The 13,782-nt window shown below is 73.6% G+C and carries 9 protein-coding genes; 6 read left to right on the forward strand and 3 right to left on the reverse strand.

The window, feature by feature from the left end:
* Positions 1 to 6 precede the first annotated feature (6 nt).
* Entirely contained in the window at positions 7 to 696 is a 690-nt protein-coding gene (locus D9753_RS27890) for a hypothetical protein (protein ID WP_121789512.1), read from the forward strand.
* A gap of 282 nt (positions 697 to 978) precedes the next feature.
* Positions 979 to 2,124 carry a glycosyltransferase family 4 protein gene (locus D9753_RS27895; RefSeq protein WP_121789513.1) on the forward strand — a complete coding sequence of 382 codons (1,146 nt, stop codon included), beginning with the start codon at positions 979 to 981 and terminating at the stop codon, positions 2,122 to 2,124.
* A 13-nt stretch (positions 2,125 to 2,137) separates the two neighbouring features.
* Here the strand turns inward: D9753_RS27895 and D9753_RS27900 are convergent, their stop codons facing one another.
* The 3 genes from D9753_RS27900 to D9753_RS27910 form a co-directional block, all read right to left on the reverse strand.
* The gene (locus D9753_RS27900) at positions 2,138 to 3,784 is read right to left on the reverse strand and encodes a PucR family transcriptional regulator (protein WP_121789514.1); all 1,647 of its coding nucleotides are present in this window, start codon (positions 3,782 to 3,784) and stop codon (positions 2,138 to 2,140) included.
* 50 nt (positions 3,785 to 3,834) lie between these two features.
* Positions 3,835 to 5,217 carry an FAD-binding oxidoreductase gene (locus tag D9753_RS27905; RefSeq protein ID WP_121789515.1) on the reverse strand — a complete coding sequence of 461 codons (1,383 nt, stop codon included), beginning with the start codon at positions 5,215 to 5,217 and terminating at the stop codon, positions 3,835 to 3,837.
* 97 nt (positions 5,218 to 5,314) lie between these two features.
* Positions 5,315 to 7,117, reverse strand: coding sequence for a glycoside hydrolase family 15 protein (locus D9753_RS27910; RefSeq protein WP_121789516.1), 1,803 nt, complete (start codon positions 7,115 to 7,117; stop codon positions 5,315 to 5,317).
* 517 nt (positions 7,118 to 7,634) lie between these two features.
* Between D9753_RS27910 and D9753_RS27915 the strand changes: the two genes are divergently transcribed.
* The 4 genes from D9753_RS27915 to ald all read left to right on the forward strand — a co-directional run bounded on the left by D9753_RS27915 (position 7,635) and on the right by ald (position 13,515).
* The gene (locus D9753_RS27915; RefSeq protein WP_121789517.1) at positions 7,635 to 9,281 is read left to right on the forward strand and encodes a CTP synthase; all 1,647 of its coding nucleotides are present in this window, start codon (positions 7,635 to 7,637) and stop codon (positions 9,279 to 9,281) included.
* 109 nt (positions 9,282 to 9,390) lie between these two features.
* Positions 9,391 to 10,017, forward strand: a complete 627-nt coding sequence (locus D9753_RS27920) for an NUDIX domain-containing protein (protein ID WP_121789518.1) — start codon at positions 9,391 to 9,393, stop codon at positions 10,015 to 10,017.
* Positions 10,018 to 10,185: 168 nt separating this feature from the next.
* Positions 10,186 to 12,252, forward strand: a complete 2,067-nt coding sequence (locus D9753_RS27925; RefSeq protein ID WP_121789519.1) for a tetratricopeptide repeat protein — start codon at positions 10,186 to 10,188, stop codon at positions 12,250 to 12,252.
* 138 nt (positions 12,253 to 12,390) lie between these two features.
* Positions 12,391 to 13,515 (forward strand): alanine dehydrogenase, encoded by a 1,125-nt coding sequence (gene ald, locus D9753_RS27930; protein ID WP_121789520.1) that lies wholly within the window; start codon positions 12,391 to 12,393, stop codon positions 13,513 to 13,515.
* Positions 13,516 to 13,782: the final 267 nt, after the last annotated feature.

Raw genomic sequence — 13,782 nt, forward strand, 5'->3', positions numbered from 1 at the left:
GGCGGGATGATCAGCGCGACGCGGTCGTCCCGCGCCTTCCTCCTGGCCGCCGGACTCACCCGGGCCGGCCAGGCCCTGCCCGAGCGCCCGCGCCCCGGCGGGCGGGCGCGCTGGGAGCGGACGAACCACGCCGGGCGCACCGTCGGGCCGTACGCCGGGTCCGCCGCGGCACCCGGTGCGGCCCTCGCCGCGGCCCGGGTGCGTCCCGCGGCCGGGCTCGCGGTCCTCGCCGCCGGCGCGTGCGGGGCCTACGACGACGTGGCCGGGGACCACCGGCGTGGCTTCCGCGCGCATCTGCGGGCGCTGCGCGACGGCGAGGTCATCAGCGGCGCCGTGAAGCTGTTCGGGATCTCGGCCGCCGCTCTGGCCGCGGGAGCCCTGCTGCACGAACACCCGCTCGACCGGCTGCTCGCCGGGGTCGCCGTCGCGGGCACCGCCCATCTGGTCAACCTCGTCGACGTACGGCCGGGGCGGGCCGCCGGTGCGGTGGGGGCGGCCGCGGCCGTACTGCCGGAGGACCTGGCGGAGCGGACGATGCTCGGGGACGCGGGGGCGCACGCCCTCGGTGCCGCGCTGGGGGCGGCCGTGGCGGCGGGAGACCGGCGCGCGGGGCTGCTCGCCCACGCGGTCGCGGTGGTGGCGGCGGCCCGGTACGGGGACCGGGTGAGCGCCTGGGCGCGGGCCGCGCGGGGCTGACCTCACCGTATGCCGGGCCGCCGTTCGGCCGTGGCGGGATTTCCCTCCCCCGTGTGGGTGATGTGCTCCGGCGCATTGCCCCGGCCCGCCGCGCGGTGCGCCCTCCCGGCTGTCCCTGAACGGCCGTACGCCCTGGCATGCTTGGCGGGGAACGGGGGGCGGGCGGCGGGTCCGGACCGCCCGCGCGGGAGGCGCGCGGGGTGCGCCCTTCCGGCCCCCTGAGCCCGCTACCTTCTGTACGTTTCCTCGTACCGCCCCACGCGAACCAGGAGCACCGGCCACGTGACCCCCGTGAGCAGCACCGCACCGCACGGCCAGTCGCCGCTGCGCACCGTGCAGGTGCTCGGCGGAGCCAACGCCGGCAGCAGCGCGCACGTGCGTTCCCTGGCCGAGGGGCTCGTGGCGCGGGGCGTGCGGGTCACCGTGTGCGCCCCCGTCGAGGCCGAACGCGCCTACGGCTTCACCGGAGCCGGCGCCGAACACGTGCACGTGCCGCGCAGCAGCGACCCGGTCTCCGTGGCCGCGCTCCGGACGGCCTGCGCCCACGCCGACCTGGTGCACGCACACGGTCTGCACGCCTCCTTCCGGGCCGTGCTCGCGCTCAGCGGGCGCGCCACCCCACTGGTCGTCACCTGGCACGGCCGCACTCGCGCGAAGGGCCCGCGGGCACGGCTGCTGCGGGTGCTCGAGCGGCGGGTCGTGCGGACCGCGGCCGTGGTCCTCGGCGCCAGCTCCGACCTGGTCGACCAGGCCCGGCGGGACGGTGCGCGCGACGCCCGGCTCGCGGCCGTCGCCCTGCCGGGCCGGCGCCGGCCCGGTCACCTGGCGGACCCCGACGACCACGACCTGCTGAGGCCCAAGACCCGGGCCGAACTCGGCGCCACCGGGCGCCCGTTGCTCATCGCCGTCGGCTCCCTGGACCGGCAGCGCGGCTACGACGTCCTGCTCGACGCGGCGCGGGCCTGGCGGGACCTCGACCCCGTGCCGCTGGTGGTGGTCGCGGGCGAGGGGCCGCTGCGCCCGGTGCTCCAGCGGCGGATCGAGGACGAGGAGCTGCCGGTGCGGCTCATCGGACGCCGGGACGACGTGTCCGAGCTGCTCGCCGCCGCCGATCTGGCGCTGCTGACGAGCAGTCTGGAGTCACGGTCCGTCCTCGCCCAGGAGGCGCTGCACGCGCGCGTGCCGCTCGTCGCGACCCGCGTCGGCGGCATCCCGGATCTCGTCGGCGACGCGGCGGCGCTCGTCCCGTACGGCGACCCGGACGCCCTGGCCGGCACCGTCGTACGGCTGCTGGCGGATCCCGGGTGGTGCGCGCGGCTGCGCGAGCGCGGGGTGCGGCAGGCCGCGACCTGGCCGACGGAGGACGAGACCGTCGCCCAGGTGCTCAGCGTGTACGACGAGTTGACCCAGCCCCGGCCCCTGGCCTAACCGAGCGCCGGGGCTACGGCACGTGGCGGCGGGCTCGTAGGGCCAGGCTCAGGGCCAGGACCGTCTGCGGGTCGTCGAGGTCGGTGCCCAGCAACTCACCGATCCGGGCGAGCCGGTTGTAGAGGGTCTGCCGGTTGAGGTGCAGCTCGCGGGCGGTCTCCGCCTTGCGGCCGGCATGCGCCAGGTACGTCTCCAGGGTGGGCAGCAGCGGCGGTCGCGAGCGGTGGTCGTGGTCGCGCAGCGGGCCGATCGCGCGGTCGACGAAGGCCGCCAGGTCGGGATGGTCGCGCAGCCGCCACAGCAGCAGGTCGATGTCGAGGCGGCGGGCGTCGTACCAGGGCCGGTCCGTCAGGCCCTGCGCCGCGGTCGCCGTCTCCGCCGCGTGCCGCAGCCCCGCCGAGGCCGCCGCCCAGCCGCCCGCCACGCCGACGACGACCACCGGGGGAGGGGAACCCGGCCGCCGCATCCCGGCCCGCTCCACGCCCGCCCGCAGCGCCGCCGCCACCCGGTCCGCGACCGCCGCACGCTCCGGCTCAGAACGCAGCCCCAGCAGCACCAGCACCCGCCCCTCCACCGGCCGCACCCCCAGCAGCACCGGTACGCCCACCGCGGCCAGCTCCTCCGAGACGGCCCGGGCCAGCACCGCCCAGCCCCCGTCGGGGGAGAGGATGTCGCCGACGCGCATGACCACGGGCAGCAGCGGGCTGCCGCCGGGCTTGAAGCCCAGGACCCGGGCCTGCGCGGGCGCGTCCTCCGCCGCGATCCGGCCCTCGGCGAGGTCGGTGAGGAAGTCACCGCGCCCGCGCGCGGCCAGCTCCTCCTCCTGCCGGGCCTGCATCAGCACCACGGCCAGGATGCCCGCGGCCCGCTCGGCGGCGATCCGGTGCACCGGGGCCAGCGGTGCGCGCACCGGCAGCAGGACGAGACGGGCGCGCACCGAGCCCGTCGTACCCGGTCCGCCGCCGGGCACGTCCACCAGGACCGAACCGGCGGGCGGCGGGGCGTCCTTGTGCGGGCCGCGAAGCCCCTCCCACACCTGGAGCGGGTCCGCGCCCTCGGGGCCGGACCCGGCGGCGTACAACAGGCGGCCGTCGGCGGTCTCCAGGAACACCGGGTTGCCGCCGAAGTCGGCCAGGATGCCCAGCACCTGCGGTATCCCGCCGCCGCCCAGCAGGGCCTGCGTACACCGCCGGTGCACCTCCTCCGCCCGCTGGAGCAGCGCGTAGTGGTGGTTGACGATCTCGGTGTGGATCTCCTCGGTCACCGCCACGAACGGCACCTCGCGGTGAAGCTGGACCAGGGGCAGGCCGGCGGCCCGGGCCGTGTCCACCAGGGCGGCGGGCAGCCGGGTGAACCGCGGTCCCAGCTCGACCACCAGGGCGGCGATCCCGCGCTCGGCGAGGGTGCGGACGAAGGCCCGCTGCTCGGCGGGGCGGGTCCCCACGCCGTACCCGGTGGTGAGCAGCAGCTCGCCGCCCTTGAGCAGCGAGGCGATGTTCGGTACCTCTCCGGCGTGCACCCAGCGCACAGTACGGCCGAGCCGGTCGGCGCCCGCCAGGATCTCCGGCAGCCCGCTGCGCAGTCCGGGCAGCTCCAGCGCCCGCTGCACGGTGATGCCGGCGCCCTGGGTGTCGAGACGGTGGTCCGTACGGCTGTCCATGCAGCGGACGCTACCTGCGCGAACGGCCCGACGACAGGTCCGGCGGACGGCTACACCGGCCTGATGTTGTGGTTGAAGCGGAACACGTTGTCGGGGTCGTACCGCCGCTTCACCTTCTCCAGGCGCAGGGTGTTGCCGGCGCCCAGGCCCGCCCGTACCCGCTCGGGGCCCTCGTCGCCGATGAAGTTGAGGTGGACGGCGCCCGTGCTCCACGGCCGCAGACCGTCGCGCACCTCCCGCACCCAGCCGATCGCCCGCTCGTCGTCGTCGTCATGCTCCCAGACGGCGATCGGGTGCGCGGCCCAGGGCGCGTCCCGGTACGGCACCGGGTACTCGTGCGGTCCGGCGGCGATCGCCCCGCCCTGCGGGAACAGCAGGAACCGGCAGCCGGTCGGCACCGGCATGCCGTCCGCGCGGGCGCAGCAGACGTCCACCGACTCGTCCGGCAGCCCGGCCAGGCACTCCGCCGACCAGTGGTTGCGCAGCCCGGACGGGACGTCCAGCATGCACTGCACGTCGGCGTACGGCATGTCACCGGCCAGCTCCACCTCGTGCGGCAGCGCGAGCAGCGGCTCGGCGAGCTTGCGCAGGTCGTCCTCGCCGCCCGCGTACGTCAGCAGCACCCCGCACAGCAGCGTGCCCACCAGCCGCTCCGGCACGAACTCCGCGGGCGGCCCGGCCCCGTACAGCACCGCGCCGCCCAGCTCGTCCGGTCCGCCGGCGACGATCTCGCGGAAGGTGCGGACCGCGTCTGGGCCGGACTCCGGCAGGTGCAGCAGCAGGGCGACGGAGAACTCCGGCAGCTCGTGCAGCCGCAGGGTGAGCGCGGTGGCGACGCCGAAGTTGCCGCCCCCGCCGTGCAGCGCCCAGAACAGCTCGGGGTTCTCGTCGGCGCTCGCGTGCACCCGCTCGGCGTCGGCGGTCACCAGCTCGACACCGAGGAGGTTGTCGGCGGCGAGGCCGAAGGCCCGGTCCAGCCAGCCGGTGCCGCCGCCGAGGACGAAACCGGCGACGCCGGTGGTGGAGTCCCGTCCGCCGGTGGTCGCCAGACCGTACGGCTCGGTGGCCCGGTCCAGCCGGCTCATCACGGCGCCGCCGCCGATCCGGACCGCCTCGGCCGCCGGATCGACGCTCACCTCGTGCATCCGGCGCAGGTCCACCACGAGCGCGCCGTCGCCGAGCGCCGCACCGGCCACGCCGTGCCCGCCGCCGCGCACCGCGATCGGCAGATCCAGCTCCCGGCCGAAGCGCACGGCCCGGACGACGTCGGTCGCGTCCGCGCACTGGGCGATCACGGCCGGCCGCCGGTCGATCATCGCGTTGAAGACCGTGCGGGCCTCGTCGTAACCCGGGTCTCCCGGGGCGAGGACCGCGCCGACCAGATCGTCACGCAGCGCGGCGAGGGCCGCGCCCGCCTTCGAGAGGGGAGCCATGGCCGCCCCCTTCCGCAACAGGGGCTGTCGTCCGCCTCCAGCCTAGAGCTGTCCTCCGGATCGTGCGGAGGCCGCGGGCGCGGTCGTCCGGTCGCGTTCAGCCGCCGTACGCCCCCGAGGCGGTCAGGCGCAGGGCCGTGTCGATCAGCGGGACGTGGCTGAACGCCTGCGGGAAGTTGCCGACCTGGCGCTTCAGGCGCGGGTCCCACTCCTCGGCGAGCAGACCGAGGTCGTTGCGCAGGGAGAGGAGCTTCTCGAACAGCCGGCGGGCCTCGTCGACCCGGCCGATCATCGCCAGGTCGTCCGCCATCCAGAACGAGCACGCCAGGAAGGCGCCCTCGTCGCCCGGCAGGCCGTCGACGCCCGCGCTGTCACCCTCCGTCGGGTAGCGCAGGATGAACCCGTCCGCGGTGGACAGCTCCCGCTGGATCGCCTCGATCGTGCCGATCACCCGCTTGTCGTCCGGCGGCAGGAAGCCCATCTGCGGGATCAGCAGCAGCGAGGCGTCCAGCTCCCGGGAGCCGTAGGACTGGGTGAAGGTGTTGCGCTCCTGGTCGTAGCCCTTCTCGCACACGTCCCGGTGGATGTCGTCGCGCAGTTCCTTCCACCGCTCCAGCGGGCCGTCCGCGTCACCGGACTCGATCAGCTTGATGGTGCGGTCCACCGCCACCCAGGCCATCACCTTGGAGTGCACGAAGTGCCGGCGCGGGCCGCGGACCTCCCAGATGCCCTCGTCCGGCTCCTGCCAGTGGTCCTCCAGGTAGCGGATCAGCTTGAGCTGGAGCAGCGAGGCGTAGTCGTTGCGGGCCAGGCCCGTCATGTGGCCCAGGTGCAGGGCCTCGGTGACCTCGCCGTACACGTCCAGTTGGAGCTGGTGCGCGGCGCCGTTGCCGACCCGGACCGGGGCCGAGTTCTCGTAGCCCGGCAGCCAGTCCAGCTCGGCCTCGCCCAGCTCCCGCTCGCCGGCGATGCCGTACATGATCTGGAGGTTCTCCGGGTCGCCGGCCACCGCCCGCAGCAGCCACTCGCGCCAGGCGCGGGCCTCCTCGCGGTAGCCGGTGCGCAGCAGCGAGGAGAGGGTGATCGCCGCGTCGCGCAGCCAGGTGTAGCGGTAGTCCCAGTTGCGGACGCCGCCGATGTCCTCGGGCAGGGAGGTGGTGGGGGCCGCCACGATGCCGCCCGTGGGGGCGTACGTCAGCGCCTTCAGGGTGATCAGCGAGCGGACCACCGCCTCGCGGTACGGCCCGTGGTACGTACAGTGCTCGACCCATTCGCGCCAGAAGGTCTCCGTGGCCTCCAGCGACTGCTCCGGCTCCGGCAGCGGCGGCGGCTGCTTGTGCGAGGGCTCCCAGGAGATCGTGAAGGCGATCCGGTCACCCGGGGCGACCGTGAAGTCCGCGTACGTGGTCAGTGCCTTGCCGTAGGTCTCGGCCTCCGTGTCGAACCACACGGAGTCCGGTCCGGCGACGGCCACCGTGCGGCCCTCGTGCTTGTGCACCCACGGCACGACGCGGCCGTAGGAGAACCGCATCCGCAGGGCCGAGCGCATCGGCACCCGGCCGGTGACGCCCTCCACGATCCGGATCAGTTGGGGGGCGCCGTCACGCGGCGGCATGAAATCGGTCACGCGCACCGTGCCGCGCGGGGTGTCCCACTCGGATTCCAGGATCAGCGAGTCGCCGCGGTAGCCGCGCCGGGCGGCCGTGGGCGGTTCGGCGTCGGCCGCGTGCGCCGGGCCGAGCCGCCAGAAGCCGTGTTCCTCGGTGCCCAGCAGGCCGGCGAAGATGGCATGCGAGTCGAAGCGGGGCAGGCACAGCCAGTCCACCGTGCCGTCCCGGCAGACCAGTGCCGCGGTCTGCATGTCTCCGATGAGTGCGTAGTCTTCGATGCGCCCGGCCACGTGCAACTCCAGTCGAACGGCCACGTCACCCCCGCGCAGGGGGATATCGCTTAGTGCGGTCAAGGGGGTCGTTGTTGTGCGTCGTTGAGCGGTGAAGCAAAGCAGCCCGCCGAGCCCTGAGGCAACACGACAGTCTTTGCTCAACGAACTGCCGCGCTCTCGTTGTTCCGGTGATGCAGCGGGGGTGTGCCGTCTTTTCCGGCCGGGCTCGGCAGCGAGTGTCCGAGCAGGATACGACGCACGTAGATGATCCGCGCGCCGCTCCGGACAACCCGTGTAGGCCGAACGGGTGACCGGCGGGTGAGAACTGTCCGTAGCGGCGTACCGGACGAAGCGCCCTGTGCCCGGGTGTGCGCGGAGCGTGCCCGGGAGCCATCCCGTCCGGGCGCTGATACGCTGGTAGCCCGTGGAGCGGTGGGCGACGAACCCCCGAACCGCAGCGACGGTAACCCGGAACCCTCCAGTCCGGCAGCCGCCCCGCATTACAGACAGCGACCACGGGAGCCCCCTCTTGGCCATGCCCTCCAAATCCACGACGACCAAGCACATCTTCGTCACCGGGGGTGTCGCCTCCTCGCTCGGCAAGGGGCTGACGGCCTCCAGCCTGGGCATGCTGCTCAAGGCCCGCGGCCTGCGTGTCGTGATGCAGAAGCTCGACCCGTACCTGAACGTCGACCCGGGCACGATGAACCCCTTCCAGCACGGTGAGGTGTTCGTCACGAACGACGGCGCCGAGACCGACCTGGACATCGGCCACTACGAGCGCTTCCTCGACCGCGACCTGGACGGCAGCGCCAACGTCACCACCGGCCAGATCTACAACACGGTGATCGCCAAGGAGCGCCGCGGCGAGTACCTGGGCGACACCGTCCAGGTCATCCCGCACATCACCAACGAGATCAAGCACCGCATCCGCCGCATGGCGACCGACGAGGTCGACGTCGTCATCACCGAGGTCGGCGGCACCGTCGGCGACATCGAGTCGCTGCCGTTCCTGGAGACCGTCCGCCAGGTCCGCCACGAGGTCGGCCGGGACAACGTCTTCGTCGTGCACATCTCGCTCCTGCCGTACATCGGCCCGTCGGGCGAGCTGAAGACCAAGCCCACCCAGCACTCCGTGGCCGCGCTGCGCAACATCGGCATCCAGCCGGACGCGATCGTGCTGCGCTGCGACCGCGAGGTGCCCACCGCCATCAAGCGGAAGATCTCGCTGATGTGCGACGTGGACGAGGCCGCCGTCGTCGCCTGCCCGGACGCCCGCTCGATCTACGACATCCCGAAGACCGTGCACGGCGAGGGCCTGGACGCCTACGTCGTCCGCAAGCTCGACCTGCCCTTCCGGGACGTGGACTGGACGACCTGGGACGACCTGCTCGACCGGGTCCACAACCCCGACCACGAGATCACCCTCGCGCTGGTCGGCAAGTACATCGACCTGCCCGACGCCTACCTCTCGGTCACCGAGGCCCTGCGCGCCGGCGGCTTCGCCCACCGCGCCCGGGTGAAGATCAAGTGGGTGACCTCGGACGACTGCAAGACCCCGGCCGGCGCCCAGGCCCAGCTCGGTGACGTCGACGGCATCTGCATCCCCGGCGGCTTCGGCGACCGCGGTGTGCTCGGCAAGGTCGGCGCCATCCGCTACGCCCGCGAGAACAGGATCCCGCTGCTCGGTCTCTGCCTGGGCCTGCAGTGCATCGTGATCGAGGCCGCCCGCAACCTGGCCGGCATCCCGGACGCCAACTCCACCGAGTTCGACCCGGCCACGGGCCACCCGGTCATCTCCACCATGGCCGAGCAGATGGACATCGTCGCCGGTGAGGGCGACATGGGCGGGACGATGCGGCTGGGCATGTACCCGGCCAAGCTCGCCGAGGACTCCATCGTGCGCGAGGTGTACGACGGCAGGGAGTACGTCGAGGAGCGCCACCGCCACCGCTACGAGGTGAACAACGCCTACCGTGCGGAGCTGGAGAAGAAGGCCGGCATCCTGTTCTCCGGCACCTCCCCGGACGGCAAGCTCGTCGAGTACGTGGAGTACCCGCGGGAGGTCCACCCCTACCTGGTCGCCACCCAGGCGCACCCCGAGCTGCGCTCGCGGCCGACCCGCCCGCACCCGCTCTTCGCCGGTCTCGTGAAGGCGGCCGTCGAGCGCCAGCGGGGCTGAGGCGCGCGGAAGATCGTGAAGTGACCCACCGGTTGTACGGTGGCCGGGGTGCACACCTGCGAAAGGTGGGCACCCCGGTTTTGTCTGTGCGCACGTGGAAGGACACGGCATGACGATCAAGGACACCCCCGAGGAGTGGGAGATCCGGGCGACGGACACCCCCTTCGTGGGCGGCAAGACCTCCGTCCGCACGGACGACGTGGTCATGCCCGACGGCTCGGTGGCCAGCCGTGACTACCAGGTCCACCCCGGCTCGGTCGCCGTCCTCGCCCTGGACGACGAGGACCGGGTCCTGCTCATCAACCAGTACCGGCACCCGGTCCGGCACAAGCTGTGGGAGATCCCGGCCGGCCTGCTGGACGTGCCCGGCGAGAACCCGCTGCACGCCGCCCAGCGGGAGCTGTACGAGGAAGCGCACGTCAAGGCCGGGGACTGGCGGGTGCTGACCGACGTCTACACCACCCCCGGCGGCTGCGACGAGGCCGTACGGATCTTCCTCGCCCGGAACCTGTCCGAGGCCGAGCAGGAGCGCTTCGAGGCGGAGCACGAGGAGACCGACATGGAGCACGCGCGCGTGCCGGTCGAGGAGCTGGTGCGCCGGGTACTGGCCGGTGACGTGCACAACAACTGCCTCGTCGTCGGGGTGCTCTCCCTGGTGGCGGCGCGCGGCGGGGACGGGCTGGACGCGCTGCGCCCGGCCGACGCGCCGTGGCCCGCGCGTCCCTTCACGTCCTGACCCGGTCATCCGTCCGGCCTACTGGTGTGACGATCGCCTGATCCGATCGGGCGATCCGTGCGCCGCGCTCCTCCCGGGAGGTAGCAGAGCGTGAACTAGGCTCTGCGAAACGCCCGTACCGGAAGACACCGGCGGGCTTGCGCGTGCGGTGGGACGGGAGTGTGGCCCGTGACGGATCAGGCGGTGGACACAGGCGAGGTGCGGCTCTCCGCGCACCCGGCCGCACGGGACCGTTTCCTGGGCCGCGCGCGGGAGCTGAAGGAGCTGCGCGCCGACATCGAGCGCGCCGGCCTGGACACGCTCTCCGGCCGCAAGGCGCCCCGCGCGCGCGTGCTGCTCATCGCGGGCCGCCCCGGCTCGGGCCGCACCAGCCTCGCCGAGGAACTCGTCCGCCAGGTCGCCGACCGCTACCCCGACGGCGTGCTGCGGGCCCGGCTGAGCGAACCCGACGGCACACCGGTGCCCGTCGAGCGGGTCGCCCGCGACCTGCTCGGCGCCCTGGGTCTGCCCGCACCGGCCGGGGCCGCCGAGGACGACCTCACCGCTGCCCTGCGCGGGGCTCTCGCCAGCCGGCGCATGCTGCTCCTGCTGGACGACGCGGCCGGCGCCGACCAGGTCGACGCGCTGCTCCCGGACGCCCCGGACTGCCTGGCGGTGGCCGTCTCCGGGGGCCCGCTCACCGGTATCGCGGACGTCCGCCCCTGCACGCTCGGCGGGCTGGACACCAAGTCCGCCGTGGAACTGCTCACCCGCTACGCCGGCGCGGTCCGCGTCACCGTCGACCCCCGCGCCGCGGAGAGCCTGGCCGAGGCCTGCCAGGGGCACCCGGCCGCGCTCGTCCTGGCCGGCGGCTGGCTGGCGGCCCGGCCCCAGGCCGCCGTCTCCGACCTCGCCAAGCGGATGCACACGGACGGCGCGGACGGCGCGGACGCCGGCCCGACGGCCCGTGTCCTGCGGCTCGTGTACGAGCAGCTACCCGGCCCGGGCGCCCGGATACTGCGCCTGCTCAGCCTCGCCCCGGCCGGCCTGGTCGACCCGCACACCGCCTCCTCCCTGGCCGGCTGCTCGGTCGACTCCGTCCGCGGCGTACTGGACGACTTCGTCGCCCTCGGCCTGCTGCGCGCGGTGGACTCCCCGCTGCCCCAGTACGTCGTCCCCGGCTGGCTGCACCCGCTGCTGCGCGTCCTCGCCGACAGCCAGGAGCGCCCCGCCGAACTCCAGCTCGCCCGGGCGCGGATGCTGGAGCGGACGGTGCGGCTGCTGCACTCCTGCCGGGTCATCACCGAGACGGACAGCCCGCAGGCCCGGGAGAAGCTGAGCGCCATGCCCCGGGAGGTGCGCTTCCCCACCCCGCGGGCGGCGGCCGACTGGCTGCGCATCCGGCGGCCCGCCCTGCTGGCCTCCGCCCGGCTCGCGGTGGCCGACGGGGAACTGGACACCCTGGCGAGGCGGCTGCTGTCCCAGCTCGTCCGGGCCATCGCGGCGCATGTCGGCACCCAGGCCGCCGCACCCGACCTGTACGGCGTCCACGGCCTGGTCCTCGATGTCGCCGAGCGGCGCGGGCTGCCCCGGGAGAAGGCCGCGGCCCTGCTGAACCTGGGCGATCTGGACGCGCAGACCGGCCGTACCCGGGACGCCCTGGTGCGCTACCGGGCCGCCCTGGAGGCCGGCCGCGAGGCGAACGACCCGTACGCGACCGGCCGCGCGATGGAATCCGTAGGCGGCGCGTACCAGGAGCTGGGCGACTACGACCGGGCCGCGGACTGGTTCGGCCGGGCCCTGGCCGAGCGGCTGGCCCGCGGGGAGCGCCCGGAGGCCGCCCGGCTCCACGGCCGGATCGCCACCACCCACACCTACGCCGGCCGGTACGGCGAGGCTCTGCGCAACTGGCGGGCCGCGCTCGCCGGCTACCGCAGGAGCGGTGATGTCGCCGCCAGCGCGCGGGCGTTGAGCGAGATCGCCCGGGTGCAGGAGTACGCGGGGCGGCCCGAGGAGTCGCTGCGCACCTGCCAGGAGGCCGTGGACTGGGCGCGGCGCGCCGAGGACGTCCGGCTGCACGCCGCGCTGGAGCTGCGGCTGGCGGACACCCTGGACCGGATCGGTGACCCGACGGCGGCCCGTCTGCACCGCGCGGCGGCGGAGCGCATGCTGGTTGAGGAGCCGTCCGAGGAGGGCACCGGCCAGGAAAAGGACGCTGACGCCTGCGAAATCCGCAGCCCATCCGACGAAGATTGATGCAATGAAAGGCTAGACAGCCGGAACGCCTTCATTAGACTGGCTCTGCCGCTCGTTCCCCTGCGGTGTCTCCCGGTGTGCCCTGCATGCCCGGGTATGTCATGTATTGCACCCCCCATACCTTCTGAGCCAAGGACCGTGATCGACGTGAAGGTCGGCATCCCCCGCGAGGTCAAGAACAACGAGTTCCGGGTGGCCATCACCCCCGCCGGCGTGCACGAGCTGGTGCGCAACGGCCACCAGGTCGTCATCGAGCGGGGCGCCGGCCTCGGCTCCTCGATCACGGACGAGGAGTACGTCTCCGCCGGTGCCGGGATCCTCGACACCGCCGACGAGGTGTGGGCCGCCGCCGACCTGCTGCTCAAGGTCAAGGAGCCGATCGCGGAGGAGTACCACCGCCTCCGTAAGGACCAGACCCTCTTCACCTACCTGCACCTGGCCGCCTCCAAGGAGTGCACGGACGCGCTGCTGGAGTCCGGCACCACGGCCATCGCCTACGAGACCGTCGAGCTGCCGGGCCGCGGCCTGCCGCTGCTCGCCCCGATGTCCGAGGTCGCGGGCCGCCTGGCCCCGCAGGTCGGCGCCTACCACCTGATGCGCGCGGCCGGCGGCCGTGGCGTGCTCCCCGGTGGCGTCCCGGGCGTGACCCCCGCCAAGGCCGTCGTCATCGGTGGCGGTGTCTCCGGCTGGAACGCCACCCAGATCGCCGTCGGCATGGGCTTCGACGTCACCCTGCTCGACCGCGACATCAACAAGCTGCGCGAGGCCGACCGGATCTTCGGCACGAAGGTCAAGGCGATCATGTCCAACTCCTTCGAGCTGGAGAAGGCCGTCCTCGACGCCGACCTGGTCATCGGCGCGGTCCTCATCCCGGGCGCCAAGGCCCCCAAGCTGGTCACCAACGAGCTGGTGTCCCGCATGAAGCCCGGAAGTGTTCTTGTCGACATCGCGATCGACCAGGGCGGCTGCTTCGAGGACTCCCGTCCCACCACGCACGCCGAGCCGACCTTCCAGGTCCACAACTCGGTCTTCTACTGCGTGGCCAACATGCCGGGCGCGGTGCCGAGCACGTCCACCAACGCGCTCACCAACGCCACGCTGCCGTACATCGTCTCGCTCGCCAACAACGGCTGGGTGGAGGCGCTGCGCCGTGACGCCGCGCTCGCCCAGGGCCTCAACACCCATGACGGCAAGGTCGTGTACAGGGAGGTCGCCGAGGCCCACGGTCTGGACCACGTCGAACTGGCCGCCCTGCTCGGCTGACCCCTCCCGCCCAGGTGGGTGCCCAAGTCACCACCAGGCAAAAGGCGATTCGTCAACACGACTCGTCAACCGCGCACACCCGGCCGGACCTTGCCCGACAAGGTCCGGCCGGATGTGTGTATGGTCACTTTGCGGCTCTCGGTCAACTCGCCTCGAACGTAACCCTTCGACCGATTCGCACACCGGTGAAACCTGCCGTGCGACGGCCGTGAGCCCTTGACAGAGGGATGTTTCATTGCCGACACATCCTGCCGGGTCCGGCGGATT

Origin of the sequence: Streptomyces dangxiongensis (assembly GCF_003675325.1) — a bacterium.
In the GTDB taxonomy this organism is placed as follows: domain Bacteria; phylum Actinomycetota; class Actinomycetes; order Streptomycetales; family Streptomycetaceae; genus Streptomyces; species Streptomyces dangxiongensis.

Coding starts and splice junctions, on each gene's coding strand:
- D9753_RS27890 (WP_121789512.1), top strand. CDS start 7: ATGATCAGCGCGACGCGGTCGTCCCGCGCCTTCCTCCTGGCCGCCGGA.
- D9753_RS27900 (WP_121789514.1), bottom strand. CDS start 3,784: ATGGACAGCCGTACGGACCACCGTCTCGACACCCAGGGCGCCGGCATC.
- D9753_RS27905 (WP_121789515.1), bottom strand. CDS start 5,217: ATGGCTCCCCTCTCGAAGGCGGGCGCGGCCCTCGCCGCGCTGCGTGAC.
- D9753_RS27915 (WP_121789517.1), top strand. CDS start 7,635: ATGCCCTCCAAATCCACGACGACCAAGCACATCTTCGTCACCGGGGGT.
- D9753_RS27920 (WP_121789518.1), top strand. CDS start 9,391: ATGACGATCAAGGACACCCCCGAGGAGTGGGAGATCCGGGCGACGGAC.